Source organism: Paenibacillus sp. Soil724D2 (genome assembly GCF_001427935.1).
Taxonomy (GTDB): Bacteria; Bacillota; Bacilli; order Paenibacillales; family NBRC-103111; genus Paenibacillus_E.
On sequence record NZ_LMRY01000020.1, the window covers coordinates 46,666 to 63,071 of the forward strand.

Consider the following 16,406-nt stretch of genomic DNA (forward strand, 5'->3'; position numbering starts at 1 on the left):
AATCCTCCGTTGTTTTCATGTACCCAAACACAACCAACCACCTTTAAGGACATGAATAGTCCGAACAGGTGGTCTGAATTGTGCCTTCATAGTTTGTAACCTATCTATTTGCTATATCCTGTCTATGCCTAGCTCAGCCAAACGATCCGTCCCTTCGAGCCACATCGTTAAATGACCTCCCGTTCATCATTCCCTGGCAGTTCGGGGAAACTCGCATGAGGCTCCGCCTGATACCAGAACACAGTCGAAGCTATATCGCTTTGCTGTGGCAAATATCTTCTTCCGGACCGCCAGCCCAAATCCTGGATCGTCACCTTTAGCTCCCGCTCGAAACGGATCGGATCCATTACATGCCAGCGATACATGCCAAAGCGCTGCTGGCTGCGGTATAGACCGTCAGGCTTAATGACCTGGTGCATTCCCAGAAATGGTGTCGAATAAGTGCCATACTGCCCCTGTGGTTGCTCCCAATTCCAAGCCCCGCCAAAGTAATCCTCGGTTCCAGTACCGCATATCGTCGGGAATTCGTCATCACCGTCCATGTAAAATTTAATTTCTCCTTCTCCCCACCAGCCTGTATTGTTGACTTGCCAAGCCAAGTAAGTACCTACGTAATGACCTTTGCCCTTCACGCCGTCGATAAGCGTATGAACCCCTTTATAAGGTACAGGGTTGCTTCTTCTCCATTGCGCATGCAAATAAGCCATGTCTGCCGGTACTTCAGTCAACGTGTAGTCGACTTGGTAATACAGGACGACCTTATCCGGTTCAAGGTTTTCAATAGTAATCTTGGCAGATTTGCGGAAAGGCATTAACCAGTAGCTGTTCATTCCCCCTGCTGGATTGACAGCTATCGGAATCGAGTTGACATTACATCGTTCTTGCCACCCATTGCAAAAAAAGTCGCCGAGCGGGACTTCGATTGAAGGCTCCGTCTCCTCGTCCCAGTACATGCGGATAATGAGGTTGCGCCAATGGCTAGGGAAGCAGGTTAGCCAAATATGCTGAATGGCTCCAGGCCCTTCGATTTCCGCCATTGTAAAAATTGAACCAGCCTTAATCTCTACAGATGGGGACAACTTCCAGCCGACGCCCAAATCCCGTGCGCAATCGGCGCCCGTTCCATCTACCGCCATGCCCCCCTTTCCATTGTCGCCTTGAAAATTCTCCGCACTAATTGATCGCGTCTTGGCATTCGATAATCGTGCTAAACTTCCCATCCCCATATCCAAACCATTAAACATAACCATCCAGTCTCTCTCCTATCCGTTATTTAATTAAGTTCTTCATAAATTTAGGTTCGCCTCTTGCTCTCCACCTGTTATCCCTTATATAATGTAAACGTTTACCGTAATAATATTATCAAGTTTGCCTGTCCTTTGCTTTGGCCATAATTGTTAAAACATATCCATTCTTGCTTTATTGGAGGCGAAGAATCTCATGGAAACTGATAAAAAAAATCTCTTCATGCATCTTTCACCCAACGTACGCAGAGCGTGGAACCATCGTGTACCCGAAATGAAATTGAAATCAAGGATTATTTTCGATTATGAGCTTTTGTATTTGGAACGAGGCTTACTGAGAGTCCGAATTGAAGAAACACTATATACACTTGAGCCCGGTGATATCGTTCTTTTTAAGCCGGGGAAGGAGCATGAATTTCTAGGATCTACAGGTGAGAGTTGGATGCCACACATTCACTTTGATGTGCTGTACTACGACAATTTTGAAGATGTTCCCATTAATTTCAAAAGTAAGACAGAATGTCTGGAATACGAGACTACCTTGATTCGTCCGGACGTTCTCGGCAATATTTTAAACATTCCCGATGTCATCCGGATTAAGAATCATAACGAGGTTCATATAAGCCTGGTTCAATTGATTCATGCCTATGAAAGATGTGTTACGGATTTCCCAATTCTTCAAAAATCCCTAACGCTTAGAATCCTGTATCTCATTTTGAAAGGTCTGGAGCCGACCGCTAGTTCTCCGTCTATCCTTCATCAGACCGCTTTAGAAAACACCGTAACACACATCAAAGAAAACTACGACCAGCCTATCAGCCTTGATGATTTATCAAAATTAGCCTGTCTGAGCGTTTACCATTTCTCGAGACTGTTCAAGCAAAAATTCGGTCTCTCGCCCCATCAATTCCAAATGAAATACCGGTTTGAAAAAGCAAAGGAGCTCATGATCTACAGCCAGCTTTCCTTGTCATCCATCGCAGAAAAGATCGGCTATAGCAGTGTTTTCGCCTTTAGTAAGGCTTTCAAACAATCAGAAGGTATATCACCCAGGCAATTCATGCAGACGTTTCCAGGTATCTAGTATTTAGCTGTAATCATTGTGCTTAAAACAAAGAACCATGTGTTCCTTCTCGAGATGGACCTTTTGGGGACTCATCGAACGGCAAATATCCTTGGCATACGAACAGCGATTTGCAAATTTACAGCCGTCAAGCCTGTACTCCTTGTCTTCCATATCAGGAAGCACGATATCTTCATTCCATTTCTTTCCAACTCTTGGTATTGAATCTAACAATAATTCCGTATACGGATGTGATGGCTTATTCAAAATAAGTTTTGCATCGCCGAACTCAATTAATTGCCCGCGATACATCGTCGCAATATAGTCGCTAACATAGTAGGCAGTTGAAAGGTCGTGCGTAATGTAAATAAAATTAACCTTGTACTCGTCTTTGAGCTTTTTAAATAAGTTCACAATATTCATACGTAGAGAAGCATCAATCATCGCTACAGGTTCATCGGCGACAATCAAACTCGGTTTAGGAATCAATGCACGCGCGATAGAAATCCTTTGCAGCTCTCCGCCGGAAAATTGATTCGGATATTTCCCTCTAATATGGTCAAGTTCAAGCCCAACTGAATGTAAGACTTCACTTACAACCGTTTGGGCTTCTTGCTTATTCTTGGCAATCTCCAGATTCAATGCTGTCTCAAATAAATAAGTGTCCACCGTTTTTCTCATGCTGAATGAGGTGAAGGGGTTCTGGAAAATGGGTTGTACTTTCTTTAGGAAATCTTTTCGGTTTTTTCGTTTGTCGTAATAAGACAAAGGGATTCCATCTATCTTAATCTCGCCTGATGACGGTTCCTGAAGTCGCAGAATCATTCTGGCCAGTGTCGTTTTCCCACATCCGGATTCGCCTACGATACTCATAATTTGCGGTTTATCGCCAGGCAATTTCAGGTCGATCTTGTCTACAGCTACGATTTTCTTGCCCAACAGCATGCCGCCGATTTTAAACTGCCGTGAGAGATTATTGATTTCCAACCGATTATGCGCCATGTCTCTCCACCTCCGCGGCAATATCCATATCACTCAGCAAGTGGCAGCTGGCAAAATGATCGGCCCCAACCTCATATCGAGCCGGTTCCCTTGTGCGGCATAAGTCCATAGCAACAGGGCATCTTGCAGCAAACCTGCATCCTGCAGGGGGTTGTTTCAAACTAGGAGGCGTGCCTGGAATTCCTTCCTTCTGACTGTTGTCACCTACTTTAGGCAATGCGTTAATTAACATTTTGGTATACGGATGCTGGGGATTAGTAAAGATCTGCTCCGTCGGTCCAACTTCGATCATTTGCCCAGCATACATAATGCCCATTCGATTCGTGATTTGATAATGGACACCCATATCATGGGATACGATGACCATAGAATTCCCCATTTTCTTTTGGACGCGGGACAGCATGGTCAAAATTCCTCTTTGGACGATAACGTCCAATGCGGTAGTCGGTTCGTCAGCCAGTACAATTTCCGGATGGAGAAACGTAGCCAGTGCAATCAATACACGCTGCCGCATTCCTCCGCTTAATTGATGGGGATAAGCGTTCAACACCTCAGGCGAAAGCTCTAATTCTTTCAAATAGGCCGCAATTTCGGCTTCTAGCTCTTTTTTGTTCTTTTTATCATGGTATTTGCTGATTGCGTCGAAGAACTGGCTTTTGATTCTGGTCACAGGATTCATTACGTGCATCGCACCCTGCGGTACATAAGAAATGATCTTCCACCAACTTTTGTGGATGTCGCCGTTTTTATAAACCAGCGGATTGCCATTTTTATCTGTCGAGTGGATCTCTACGGAGCCTTCTAAAATTTCCAGGGGATAGTTGATCAAATCGTACATGACTTTCAGCAATGTCGATTTGCCGCAGCCCGACTCACCCGCAATGCCAAAAATTTCGTTTTTTCGAACTTCAAAATTGACATGGTCCACGGCTTTTACGTATTCGGTCAGCATGTTGTATTGTGCGCTTACGTTTTTTAATCGCAGCATGTTATTTCCCCCTCCTTAACGCAGAATATTGCTGATATCCCGTCATAGTCAGGAACAGTGCAATGAAGATCAGAACAATTGCGATTACTGGTGAACCGATCCACCACCATCGTCCAGCTAACATAGCCTGATGCTGGTTTGCCCAGTAGATCATCGTTCCCAGTGTAGCTTTTTCGTTGCTGGACATTCCGATTACGGCCAAACCGGATTCGGAGCCTATGGCAACCAGGATCGTATTGACGAAGTTGGCAACAGACCATCCCGCAACATAGGGAAATATCTCTTTCATAATAATTTTCATTGTGCTTGCACCTGAAAACACAGCGGTATTGATAAACTCTCGCTCACTCAACGATAATGCCATGGAACGAAGCTGTCTTGCTGGCCACGGCCAGTTAAAAATAATTAAAACTAGAGCGATGTAAAATAACGAGGCTCTTCCTTTCATCAAGCTCCCTAATAGAATCAGTATGGGCAAGGAGGGTATCACGATAAAAGAATCCGTAAGCAGCGTAATCAATCTGTCGAGAAATCCACCTTTAAATCCTGCTAAGAGACCGAGCAGCGCACCAATCACCGTTGCGAAAAAGGCAACCATAATCCCAATAATAAAGGAGTTTTGTATAGACTTAGCCAATAACCAAAATGTATCTTGACCAAGATTGGTCGTACCGAAAAAATGTGCTGAACTCGGTTTTAAGTTTTTCGGATATGTTCCCCACTCGGTGGGGTTGCCAGAGTGAAAAAGGGGAAGGATGAATCCTAAAATCAGAAAGATCCCCAAAATGAACACCCCGGTTTTCAAACGAAAATTCCAATTTTTCATGCCATTTCCTCCTGAGAGTTTTGCGGAGCAAAACTGGCTTCACCACAAAGCGCCATCCGCTTGCTACTTATAACGCACCCGGGGATCCAGGAACGGATACAAGAAATCTATAATAAATGTCGCGCCTGCCACAGCAATAATCGAAATGGTAATTGTACCCATGATTAAATTATAATCTGATTGTAAAATGGCTCCAAAGATTAAAGTTCCTATGCCCGGATAGCCGAATAAGAATTCCGTTATCAATGCGCCATTAAAAATGCTCCCGAGTTGCAGCGCGAGCATTGTAACTTGAGGCAAAGCGGCATTCGGCAGCACATATTTGGTCATGATTTTTCTTTCTTTCAGCCCTTTCAAGCGGGCGAAATGCACGTAATCTTCTTCTGCAATGCCTGCAGACAACGTCTTCATACTAATGACCCACCAGCCGGTTCCGACTAAAACAATGGAAAGCGCCGGTAGTGCCGAGTTAACAAGCAGACTCTTTATATGCTCCCAGGAAAAACCTTTTCCCATAAAATTCGCAGAAAGCGGAAAAATGGGAATGATGTACGCAAAAAGCATGATTAAAATTAATGCAAATATATAATATGGGATTGGATACAAGGCGATAGAAATGGCTTCGAGCACTTTGGAGTACGCTTTCTCTTTGCGGAATCCTGACAAGAGACCTATGGCATTTCCGATAAGCCAAGAAATGAGTGTGGAAATAAGCAGCAATCCCATCGTCCACGGCAAAGCACGGCCAATCAGCTCGGTTACCGGTGTCGGGTAATTAGCCAGGGACGGTCCGAAATCATGGGTAAAAACAACTCTTTTGATAAAACCGAAATATTGCTGCATGATCGACCCTTGCAAACCGAACGATTCGTTTAATGTTTTACGCATGGACTCAACTGCTGTCGGTTCCATAAAAGCCGATTTGGAAGTCATTCGACCGATCATTGCTTCCACGGGATCAGAAGGTAAAAATCTCGGCACAAAAAATACCGTTGTGATGCCAATAAAAATGACGAGTACAAACGTTATTACTCTAGATAGTAAAAACTTATAAAATCCCACAGGAGTCACTTCCCCTCATTTAACATCTAGATCCAATGGTAAGGCTAAAATCGCACACCGAGCCAATCGGGCCCGGTATGCGACCTATGTTGGAAAATAAGGCTTTACTTACCCGTAGGCTTGAAGTGAGGCGTGTAGTATTTAAACTGTGACCACCACCACCACGGGCCTTCAAATGCATTTTTAGATGTTTGGAAACCAGTCCAATAATACGTATCGACAGGAACGAACTTCGAGGTGCCGAACATAGGGATGAACGGCATACCCTTAACGAATTCCTTATTGATTTCGGTAATATGGCTAATAACCTTAGGGTCGCTGCTTTGCATGCCGGCTAACTCGTCGATCAATGAGCTTACTTTGTCGTTGGCCCAGCGATTGCGGTTACCTGGCGCTTGTTTTCCGTTATCAACAATGTATTGTTTGTGCCATCCTTGGAAGTTAGCGGTGCTGTCAGGCAGCAATCCGCAAGCCGGCCAATAGGAACCAACCTCAAATGCGCCAGTAGATTCGCTATCCCAGAATGTAGCGCCATCCATTTGTTGTACATTTGCGTCAATGCCGTTCTTTTTCCAGCTGTCTGCTACCGCAAATGCAAGTCGCATGGATTGCACTTCGAAGTTGGCAGGTGCATTGATCGTCACTTTCCATGGCGTGCCGTCAGGTTTCAACCATTTGTCGCCTTGCTTCTTGAATCCGGCTTTTTCAAGCAGTTTACCGGCTTCGGCAGGATCGTATTTATACCAACCTACTCCAAAGGTGTTTACAGCTTCTTTCGTATCCGTCGGCAAACCTTTAATGCCTTGCTGCTTCAACATTTCCACCATGTCTGTCGCATAGCTTTCGTCAAATGGCTTGTAACCGTCGCTCAGTTGAAAATCTTTAAGCCAACCCAACATAGGCTTGTGGTATTTCTCTTGCAGCACAGAGATCGGAGGCAGTTGAATCGGTGAAACTCTCAGCATCCCGCCGAAGGTAGCCAAGGATACGTTCTTGATATCCGTCATTAAAGCCATCGCCCAGCGTACATCCTCATTATTGTACGGAGCTTTCGAGGCGTTAAAGGACATACCTCGTTCACAAGGGTCATTCATATCTGCGTAAGGGAAGTTTTCATACCAGGCAAGAGCCGTTTTGTTCTTTTGACGGAGTACATCCCAGCTCTCAGGCGTAATATCCTGCAGAATGTCCATATCATGTTGAATGGATGCGATGATCCGTTTTTCTTCCGGCCCGAAGAACTTGAACAGGATGTATTGCGCGCCTGGCTCGCCAACGATTTTACCGATATCGCTCTTTTGCCAGTCTTTACGTTTCTCATAGAGGAACCAGTTCCCCTGAGGATCACGTGATTTCAACGTATACGGTCCGAGACCGACAGGATCCTTGAACTTAAATTTCGTCGGATCTTCTTTTTCCCAAATATGTTTAGGCATGACTCGGAAGGCAGTTCCCCAGATGACTACACCTAATTTTTGGGCTAATCTGGTTTCAGGGTTAACTGTTTCTACCTCGATCGTATATTTATCTAGAGCTTTCATACTTTTCACGAGGCTCGCGTAATAACCGCTGTATCCGAGTTCTTTCGTTTTAATGATCATATCTGATGTGTACACAACATCATCTGCCGTGAATTCCACACCATCGGACCAAGCTAAGCCCTCTTGCAGCTTGAATTTGAATTTCGTATTGGTATTGTCCAGTGGCTCCGGAAATGTCGCCGCCAAGTCGGGAATTTGTTCCCCTTTTTCCGTATTAATTTCCCATAAGCTTGAGAAAATCAATTGATGGAACCCGGCATCCATCGGCACCGCACCTGGCACGTATGGATTTACCAGATCCGGGTCAGCGGTTTTACCGCTCAAAATGTCGACAATCAGTGTTTGATTTCTTGGCGTACCGACATCGGTCATTTTCCCGTCGCCCGCAGTGCTTGCAGCAGTTGCAGCTGCACTTGCCATTGGTTTACCCGAGTCCGTGCTTGCAGGCTCTTGCGTATTAGTCGCTTCTTCACTGCATGCACTCATCAGCAGCATTAATGTTAAAACCAAGCTGATAAAACCTTGCTTTTTTCTCACTTCGACTCCTCCTTTGTACGATTTATTAGATTGTATCAGGTGTGCAAAATTAAAAATTTTAATAATCTTTGATTTCTTTTAAAAGCATTAGCATTTTTATGAAACCGTTTTCTGAAAATCCTTGGGGCTCATATTTTCAACGTTTTTAAACACGGTGCTAAAATAAGCAGCATCTTGAAAACCTACCATTTCTGCCACTTGATACACTTTTAAATCCCTTTGTCTTAAAAATTGCTTTGCCATACGCACTCTCACTTGATTCAAATATTCACTGAAAGTGACATTCATATATTTCTTGAATTGGGTGCTAAAATACCATGGATTCAGAAATACGGTGTCCGAAACCGTCTTCAAGCATAGATCTTCCATATAGTGAGTTTCGATATATTTCTTCACAACATGAATGTACTGAGGCGTAGGCCCTTCGACAAGCAAATTCGTAACAATGTTCATGATCATATTTTTCAACCAATCCAATAACGCTCGGCTTGTGGGCAACAGATTGATTTTTTCAATATAATCCGTAAATTCCCCGCAAATAGGTTGAAGTCCATGATCCATCAATTGATGTTCCAAATACAGTACTTCTTTCACTGCCTCATTCTTCAGTAATTTCGGATCCCAGATAGAGTCTCTGTGAGACAGTTGACTCCACTTCGTTTCCAGATAGTGACTTAATTTTTCGAAATCTCCATTCAGTAAATATTTCCCCAGTGTCTCGCTTGAAAAATAATGACTAAAATGCTGTGTTTTTTGCTGGTCCACATATTTCTGGTACATCTCCACATCTAAAACGATGGTCGTTTCATTGAATTGTAGAAAGTCAATCATTTCCACACAAAAATCAAACGTTTGTTTCAAGCGCGCCGTGCCACGATGGCAGTCGGCAACGGCCCAATTCGTGGAATAACCTCTCTGTAACAAGCTTTGACGATAACCGTAAAATCGTTGCCTTGCTGCGGATACATCTAAGGAATGTTGAAAAAGAATTACGTAATGATGATCAACCGCGATACATTCAACATATTCCTTCGGCATATTTCCTTTTTTTAATTCTTGTTTGAGATGCTCCATAAATCCAGAATCTGTGAATCCTTGAACAGAAACGACGGCCATTTTTAGGTTATCGTAATCGGCATACTTTTCGAACCATTCTTGCTCGTCCGAAATAGCCGCTTTTTTATCACGCTGCATGATACCTTCTTCAAGCTTACGTAAAATGTCCAAAATGCTCTGATAATGACACGGCTTTAATAAATAATCATACGCCCCGTTCTTCATTGTCTGTCTGACGAATTCAAAATCGTCGTATCCGCTCAAAACAACCACTTCGGTTTGCGGGTATAACATCCGAATCTGTTTCGTAAGTTCAATTCCGTCCATATCAGGCATTTTCACATCCGTAATCACGACATCGACGCAAACATCTTGTAGAATGATCAGTGCCTCCGCAGCGCTTTGAACCATGCTTATTACTTCGTAATTCGGGCAATATTTGTTCAAAATATGTGAGATTCCTTGTAAAACGGTCTTCTCATCATCAACGAGCATCATTTTGAGCATATAAAGGTTCCCCCTCTTTATATTTAATGATAGCGCTCACATTACTGTCGCCAGATTCATCTCTTTTTTTATGCCCAGTCTCACTTTAATTGTTGTTCCTTTTCCGACTACACTTACAATAGAAACTCCATACTCCTCTCCATACATATACTTCGCTCTTTGATGAACGAGTTGGATTCCCAACCCCGCTTCCTCGCTTACAGACTCGCAAGTAGACAAGAGCATCTGAATTTTCACCTCTGACATACCAATCCCATTGTCGGTCACCTCAAAATACAAACCATCCGCATCCATATAACCCCGAATATGAATAATTCCATCATGCTTCATATCCTGGAAGGCATATTTAATCGCATTTTCCACCAATGGTTGAATGACCAGCTTAGGAATTTTATAGTCCGCTATCTCATGTTGAATCTCAAATTTATATTGCAATTTATCTTCATATCTCATTCTTTGGATAATCAAATAGTTCGCTAACTGTTCCATGTCTTCTGTCACTGTCACAAACTCATTTTTATGCGATATCGAGTACCTGAGAATATTGGAGAGGGCAACAATACTTCCTCCAATCTCCTCTTCTTCTTTCATAATGGCCTTCCAATAAATCATATCTAACGAATTGTACAGGAAGTGGGGATTTAACTTGGAGAGTAAGCTCAATAATTCCGCTTTCCTATGATGCGTCTGCTGCTGGTAGATCGTTTCAATCAGATGATTAATACGTTCTACCATGTAATTGAAATGAAAGAAGATCGTTCTAAATTCATCATTGCTTTTATGATCCAGAACAACGTGTAAGTTGCCTTGCTGAACACTTTCCATCCCTCTCATGATCTTTCTTAAAGGCCGCAAAACGACCTGTGCCGTAGCGATCGCGAATGCCATAATAGCCGCTAGAATACAGATGACCATGAAAATAAAAATCCGATTGAATTGGTCGATTTGATGTAGAATTTCGGCTTGAGGCACAGCACCAATGATCTTCCACCCCTTTTCCTCGAGCTCATATTCCACTTGGGAACTGAGCATATTGTCCAGAACGGACACCGGTTTTCCAATGAACTCCCGATTTTTCGCGTAAATGATCATATTATCTTTGGCAAGATAAGCCTTCCCTTCCTTTCCCAGATGCACTTGATCTAAAATCTGACTAAAAAGGAGTTCATTCAGACTAATTTTGAGTATGCCCAAACGATCTTTTTCATGAATCAGACAAAGGGCGGAGAAGGAATACGGTTCCGACTGTAAATCCGTCCATACCATTTCATCTGGATTGTTTTTGAAACCCTCATTTAACAACTTTTTAATCGTATCATCCACTTCAAAAACAGCAGTCGAATAGTATAAATTAATCGGCTGTGAGCTGACTGGAAAGATGTAGATATTGTCTATCCATTCCATATTGGTTGTTCTTAATATTTCATTACTGATTTTGTATTTGGCGATATTATAATTAATCGTATGATTTTTAAGATCCGATAAATAATTTTTCACAACTTGATTATTTCTCATCCCCGCTGCCAAATTAATAAACTGCTTCGTTTGAAGCTCCACCCGTTTTCCAACCTGATTAACGGTTTCTTGAAAATAGGTGTCCGACTTTTTTAAAATAATGGCGCCCATCCAATGCTGAAATATCCCGATCTGCAACAGTAAGATAAGACTGGAAAAAAGTATAAAAAATAGGATGATCTTCGACTTGAGCGAAGTATGCATGCCATTCTCCTTTGCAAAGAGGTTCATACTCAAATTGTAATCCCATTTATCCCCCTTGGAAGTTTGTCTGAAAACACTCGCTGTTATGGTTTTTCCAAAACGATATCATCGACTTGAATCCATGAGTCAATCCCCGGTGCCCAATAGCCGACGAATAGGGTTACAGATGTATTAGAACCAGAATTAAATGAGACTGTTTGCTGCGTATAATTCAGTAAACCTCCATAATTAACTTCGCTAATGACGCCTCCGGATGAATCGCGTACGCCGAAGAAACCGCCCGAGAAGTTGTTCGAGTTCCGAATCCAGCCCTTCAATACGTAATTGGTGTTTGGCAGAACGTACACTTGCTGCATAAGGGCGTTCCAATTCGTTGAAGATGTATGGATCCAAGCATTGTTCGCCCCGCTGTGCGCTAAACCGATGCCCCGGTCGATGCTTTTATTATCAGGCCCATCCGTGGTCCAGGGCGTGGAAACCACTGCGGTAGCTTGTTTCTCAAAGCCCGTGTCCTGAACAACGCCGCTCGCATAGTAGACCGATAATTCACTGATGGAGGTAAATTTTCCACTGCCTCCGGGTATACCGATGATGCGAATGCCGTCACCCCATGTGTCGTCAAAGGTAAATGTGTACGTTTTGTTCGAACCGGCTGTATTGTTATAAGGGTAATTCGGCCCGACCTGCACGTTCGTTGCATCTACCCATTGCGAATTACGGCGTATCTGCACCTTCAAGTCGCCACTGAACCAGCCGCCGTCGCTAAATATTTGCCCGGTTGTGTAGACGAGTTTGTTCATGTTGTAATTCCGAGGCCACGTATATCCCCACCAGTCTGTCGTCTTGTTCTCTTGATCCCAACTATCCTCATTTTGCATGGTGCTGTTGTCGTTGTAGAATTGTGTATTGCCGTAATGCGCAACCTTCTCAATAGGCTTCGTGCCGTTTGCCGGAGATGCCAAGTTGGTTGTGTCGCTTTTCGCGTTCGCCGCCGTCGTCGAAACGTATGGCTCTACGACGAACTTGCGCAGTGAGAAATTATAATTGGTTGCTCCACCCACGAAAGTATTAGACTGCACGTACATTGTTTTGCCATCCGCGCTAATGAACTTAGAAGGAATAACCGTCGTGTAGCCGCCATTCTTCGTATCCGACCAAGGGTACCCGCCAAAATCTTTGGTCATGAACTTCTTCCACGGGCCCCAGGGCTGCGGCGCTTCATAAAATTCGAACGTGTACTCCGTCCAAGACGTATACAGGTAACGATTTAATGCTTTATTATAGACGATGCCGCCCTGAGATAAGACAGACGTATTGCCAGGATGGGCGGAGTCACGGGTGCTGACGTATATGCGTCGGTCGTTCTGAAGCACAGGCTTGCGCAGGTTGATATCATTCGACCAGGTCGCGTTACCATTCAAGTCCCCGGTATAAAACTCCCAGGTCGTAAGATTCTGGATACTCGACTTCGGTATCCTTGCGAGGAACAGCTTGTTGGGATCGGACACCGTATTGTCGAACGAATCCCGCCAGTTATTGTCGAGCCCGTAAGCGTATACATAATTGTCGAACGTGTTCCATGCAGAATTGGGTCCATAGTCAAGGAACATAATCGTAGTGAATGTATGATTGTTAAACATCGGAGCTGCTGTGTTCCATGTCCAAGTCGTACCGTGATCTGTTGATTTCGCGATCGTCGCATTCGGCGCGTCATTGAAGTCGAGGTTTAAATCCTGTACGGCCAAATAGAGCTCTCCGTTCACGCACACCATCCCGGTCGGCTTGCGATTATAGGCGCCGCTTGTGTTCCAAATTTGCCCAACTGCACTATTGGTGGCGAGTGTCATGCCGCCAAGGTTGCCAATGCTTCCGGTAATACGGTTTACAGCGATGTCCGGGTTCGGTGGCGCGGGTGGTATGCTGTTCGGAGTGGTGGAACCTAGCGTGAAGCCTTTTCCATCTCCGTTGGCCGCATACAGATGGCCGTCATCTGCCCAGCACGATGCCCACAAATCGCCTTGTGAAGCCGTATTGATTGTATCCGACGACTCGATTGCTGTTGTGGAGAAAAAAGTGCTGTCCTGCGGCACGACTGCGTGCGCCGGTAATGACGGCGCACCTGCAAGCATCCAGCAAGAAGCCACTGAAACCAGAATTACGAATTTGCTTTTTTTCCTAAATATCTTCATATCACTTATCCACCTTCTTCTTTAAAATTCTCTCGGATTTTCTGCTGAGGCTATGTTCTCCGATCTTCATTCAACAAGGGCACGACTCACCTCCTTGTAATCGCAACCATTCTCCGATTACATTGCTAATATTATCAGACTACTTACCTATTTTCTTTGTTGGTATTTGTTATTCATTATCCATTCTTGCTATTCACGAAAACGAATACGTACTTTCTCAGAAGCCGGGTACATACAATCAAAAAAGCCTTTCAAGTGAATATAATCCACTTTAAAAGGCTTTTATCTACTTGCAAGCAATTCAATGATTAAAATGACGTTGCGAATGATATAATAAGGATCCTTTACAGGCAACGCGATGACTTGATTGATCGATTTGCCGCTTCGCGAGCGAATTTGAATCCACTCTCCAACGCTGCGATCCGGGTTGGGAAAAGTCTTGAACGAATAATCCTGAAGCCTGCTGTACTGAGCCAATAACTCCGGATCTCCCGTCAACTTATAGAGGAGCATTGTTGTATAAAGCGCTTCGGAATGAGGCCACCACAATTTAGAATCCCAATTCTGTTCTATTTGTTTTACCATGGATGTATGTTCAACGCCTTCCTTGTTCCTTCCCGGAGGACCTCCCTCCCTGTCGACAAAGCAATCGGCGAAAATGCTGGAATCATACCGGTCGTTTGAAGCGGTTAGCTTCGAATTCCCTTTATTTTCCATCAAAAAGGTGCAGCATCCAAAATATTTCACATTTAGTTGTTAATATAGCGTTCGAAAATGTAACCGAAATCCTTGACCTTTAACTCAGAGTGCTTAGTTTTCAACCAATTGTAAGTAGATTCGTTGATTGCATCGAATTGGGCTACAGGGGAAGTAGTTTGAGTTGTGATACGGCCTGTCGCTTCTTTAGCAATAACTACGCTTTGCTTCGCGTAACCAAACAAGTCCTCGTTATGTGCTACCGTCTCAGAAATCTTAATTAAGGCTTTATACAAGTCTTTGATCTGCTCAATTTGCTTCTTGTCCACATCAATTGAGAAGTTGACGTCACCGATAACGAACTTGATCTCGACGTCAAGATCGATAGTTCCTGCAGTTTCCAAATACACCTTGGAAATTGCATTTGTGTGGTAGCTGTAACGTTTCAGCATACGCTTGCTGCTAATAGCACTATCTCCATCAAGGTGGATTAGGGCAAAGTTGGTAAAGCAGTATTCGTCTTTCTTAGACTTAATGATGAAGAAAATCTTCTCGCCATCCTCATGCATGACATAATCATCTGAATCTACCTTGTCGAAATCACTCGGACTAATTACCTTACCGATATCACTTAAACCTAATGCATCTGCCGCAAACTTCTTGAACAATGGAATCATCCTCTCATTTTGGAAATAAGGATAAGTTGGTATTCAACTCGGGAATTAGAAAAACCGATCCTTAGTGTTACCTTATTATACATTAATGGTAGATTTTACATAAGTAGTTGGATTGCAGTGATTAGAGTGTTATGAGTCCTAATTATATCAGGAAAAGCTTTAGACTGTTGATCGTATCCTGCCCTTTACCGAAATGAAACCAAAAAAGGAGCTGCTTTATATGCTGCTGCTCCTTTTTTGGTTTCCATTAGATTAATTCAAAACTATCAAGGCTCTTATTCTATTCTCAAATTACAAGTCACAATAGGCGGTAGCGTTAAAACTTTCCGGACCGATCCGAATTGGCTGCGTGCTGTTAGAACTTACAAATGCGGAATAAATAAGCTCGTTGTTAGGCGGGGCTGGAACGTTGTAATCGGATCCACTAACATTAAAGGGAAAGATAAGCGCTCCATCAATTCTGATTCCGGGTATTGTTAAGTTGGCGGAATAGACCAATGGATTGGTGAATAATCTTTACAATATATGAAACTAGCAGAGACAATTCTTGGATGATAGTCCTCCTTAAAAGAGAAAAAAATACCCGCATGTGTTGAGCAATTCTGCCCGTTTACCAATTTCGTCTACATTGATTAAGTCCAACTAGAAATAATCGATGTTATTACATTTTGAAATTAAAGTATCATTCTTTCTCCTTGAAATACAAATCAGATGATGTTCTGGATCAATGAGTTGTTCAGCAATTGCTTCGCCAAGGCCGCGAGATGTACCAGAAATAATAAAATACTTCAACTGTACCATTCTTTATAATTTAGTACCAGGTACTAGTACCGTAATTCCTGCGGCATTTTCGCAGTGGTCTATTGTTGAGCTAATCTGCCCGTTATTTTAATCGATGGGCTTCCAACTTCCTACAATCCTTCGTGAATGAGATAATGTTCTTGTCAACCGGTACCGGTAACCAGTCCATATTCTTGGCCTCGATCGGCAATCGGACAAATTGTTGTCTTTGAGAAATGACAAGAATTTATTCCGATAAAGTAAAAAAATCCGCAATTTCTGCGGATGCTTATCGGTCTATATTCTTGTCACTAGACAGCAGTCGTAAGCTAGACTACTCACCCCCTACTTACTACTTTCCAATTTTGTTAATTGATGCATGCCCAGTTCCCCATCCCCAAGCTACCGGCTCCTCCTCCATCCACTTCTTCATACTATCTACAGGATGAAATCCTGCGAATTCATGAGTCTGAGTGAGCAAACTGAATCATTTCGAGGGATCGTAACGCGGCTGTAACA

Annotated in this window: 12 protein-coding genes; 1 reads left to right on the top strand and 11 read right to left on the bottom strand. The window is 43.3% G+C overall.

Annotation, left to right across the window (positions count from 1 at the left end):
- Window positions 1-167 precede the first annotated feature (167 nt).
- On the bottom strand, window positions 168-1,250 hold the full coding sequence (locus tag ASG85_RS18185; protein WP_057303415.1) for a glycoside hydrolase family 172 protein: 1,083 nt from the start codon (window positions 1,248-1,250) through the stop codon (window positions 168-170).
- A gap of 190 nt (window positions 1,251-1,440) precedes the next feature.
- Between ASG85_RS18185 and ASG85_RS18190 the strand changes: the two genes are divergently transcribed.
- The gene (locus ASG85_RS18190) at window positions 1,441-2,328 is read left to right on the top strand and encodes a helix-turn-helix domain-containing protein (protein ID WP_060647367.1); all 888 of its coding nucleotides are present in this window, start codon (window positions 1,441-1,443) and stop codon (window positions 2,326-2,328) included.
- A 3-nt stretch (window positions 2,329-2,331) separates the two neighbouring features.
- On the opposite strand, the gene ASG85_RS18195 is transcribed toward ASG85_RS18190, so the two are convergent.
- The 10 genes from ASG85_RS18195 to ASG85_RS18240 all read right to left on the bottom strand — a co-directional run bounded on the left by ASG85_RS18195 (window position 2,332) and on the right by ASG85_RS18240 (window position 15,098).
- Complete coding sequence (locus ASG85_RS18195) at window positions 2,332-3,309, bottom strand: ABC transporter ATP-binding protein (RefSeq protein WP_060647368.1); 978 nt, start codon at window positions 3,307-3,309, stop codon at window positions 2,332-2,334.
- The gene (locus ASG85_RS18200; protein ID WP_060647369.1) at window positions 3,299-4,297 is read right to left on the bottom strand and encodes an ABC transporter ATP-binding protein; all 999 of its coding nucleotides are present in this window, start codon (window positions 4,295-4,297) and stop codon (window positions 3,299-3,301) included. The genes ASG85_RS18195 and ASG85_RS18200 overlap by 11 nt, the downstream gene beginning before the upstream one ends.
- 1 nt (window position 4,298) lies before the next feature.
- On the bottom strand, window positions 4,299-5,123 hold the full coding sequence (locus ASG85_RS18205; protein WP_057303419.1) for an ABC transporter permease: 825 nt from the start codon (window positions 5,121-5,123) through the stop codon (window positions 4,299-4,301).
- 63 nt (window positions 5,124-5,186) lie between these two features.
- Window positions 5,187-6,185, bottom strand: a complete 999-nt coding sequence (locus ASG85_RS18210) for an ABC transporter permease (protein WP_057303420.1) — start codon at window positions 6,183-6,185, stop codon at window positions 5,187-5,189.
- A 104-nt stretch (window positions 6,186-6,289) separates the two neighbouring features.
- Complete coding sequence (locus ASG85_RS18215; RefSeq protein WP_200961688.1) at window positions 6,290-8,263, bottom strand: ABC transporter substrate-binding protein; 1,974 nt, start codon at window positions 8,261-8,263, stop codon at window positions 6,290-6,292.
- Between the two features lie 96 nt (window positions 8,264-8,359).
- The gene (locus ASG85_RS18220) at window positions 8,360-9,826 is read right to left on the bottom strand and encodes a response regulator (RefSeq protein ID WP_060647371.1); all 1,467 of its coding nucleotides are present in this window, start codon (window positions 9,824-9,826) and stop codon (window positions 8,360-8,362) included.
- A gap of 36 nt (window positions 9,827-9,862) precedes the next feature.
- Window positions 9,863-11,545 carry a sensor histidine kinase gene (locus ASG85_RS18225; RefSeq protein WP_162257271.1) on the bottom strand — a complete coding sequence of 561 codons (1,683 nt, stop codon included), beginning with the start codon at window positions 11,543-11,545 and terminating at the stop codon, window positions 9,863-9,865.
- An 83-nt stretch (window positions 11,546-11,628) separates the two neighbouring features.
- A complete protein-coding gene (locus ASG85_RS18230; RefSeq protein ID WP_063860325.1) occupies window positions 11,629-13,734 on the bottom strand; it encodes a hypothetical protein in 2,106 nt (701 codons plus the stop codon).
- Between the two features lie 282 nt (window positions 13,735-14,016).
- On the bottom strand, window positions 14,017-14,451 hold the full coding sequence (locus tag ASG85_RS18235; RefSeq protein WP_060647373.1) for an AGE family epimerase/isomerase: 435 nt from the start codon (window positions 14,449-14,451) through the stop codon (window positions 14,017-14,019).
- 32 nt (window positions 14,452-14,483) lie between these two features.
- A complete protein-coding gene (locus ASG85_RS18240) occupies window positions 14,484-15,098 on the bottom strand; it encodes a PH domain-containing protein (RefSeq protein ID WP_057303425.1) in 615 nt (204 codons plus the stop codon).
- Window positions 15,099-16,406 lie beyond the last annotated feature (1,308 nt).

Bases quoted from the DNA above. Each gene is read 5' to 3' on its own strand.
- ASG85_RS18195 (WP_060647368.1), bottom strand. From the start codon at position 3,309: ATGGCGCATAATCGGTTGGAAATCAATAATCTCTCACGGCAGTTTAAA.
- ASG85_RS18225 (WP_162257271.1), bottom strand. From the start codon at position 11,545: ATGCATACTTCGCTCAAGTCGAAGATCATCCTATTTTTTATACTTTTT.
- ASG85_RS18235 (WP_060647373.1), bottom strand. From the start codon at position 14,451: ATGGAAAATAAAGGGAATTCGAAGCTAACCGCTTCAAACGACCGGTAT.
- ASG85_RS18230 (WP_063860325.1), bottom strand. From the start codon at position 13,734: ATGAAGATATTTAGGAAAAAAAGCAAATTCGTAATTCTGGTTTCAGTG.
- ASG85_RS18185 (WP_057303415.1), bottom strand. From the start codon at position 1,250: ATGGTTATGTTTAATGGTTTGGATATGGGGATGGGAAGTTTAGCACGA.
- ASG85_RS18190 (WP_060647367.1), top strand. From the start codon at position 1,441: ATGGAAACTGATAAAAAAAATCTCTTCATGCATCTTTCACCCAACGTA.
- ASG85_RS18205 (WP_057303419.1), bottom strand. From the start codon at position 5,123: ATGAAAAATTGGAATTTTCGTTTGAAAACCGGGGTGTTCATTTTGGGG.
- ASG85_RS18220 (WP_060647371.1), bottom strand. From the start codon at position 9,826: ATGCTCAAAATGATGCTCGTTGATGATGAGAAGACCGTTTTACAAGGA.
- ASG85_RS18200 (WP_060647369.1), bottom strand. From the start codon at position 4,297: ATGCTGCGATTAAAAAACGTAAGCGCACAATACAACATGCTGACCGAA.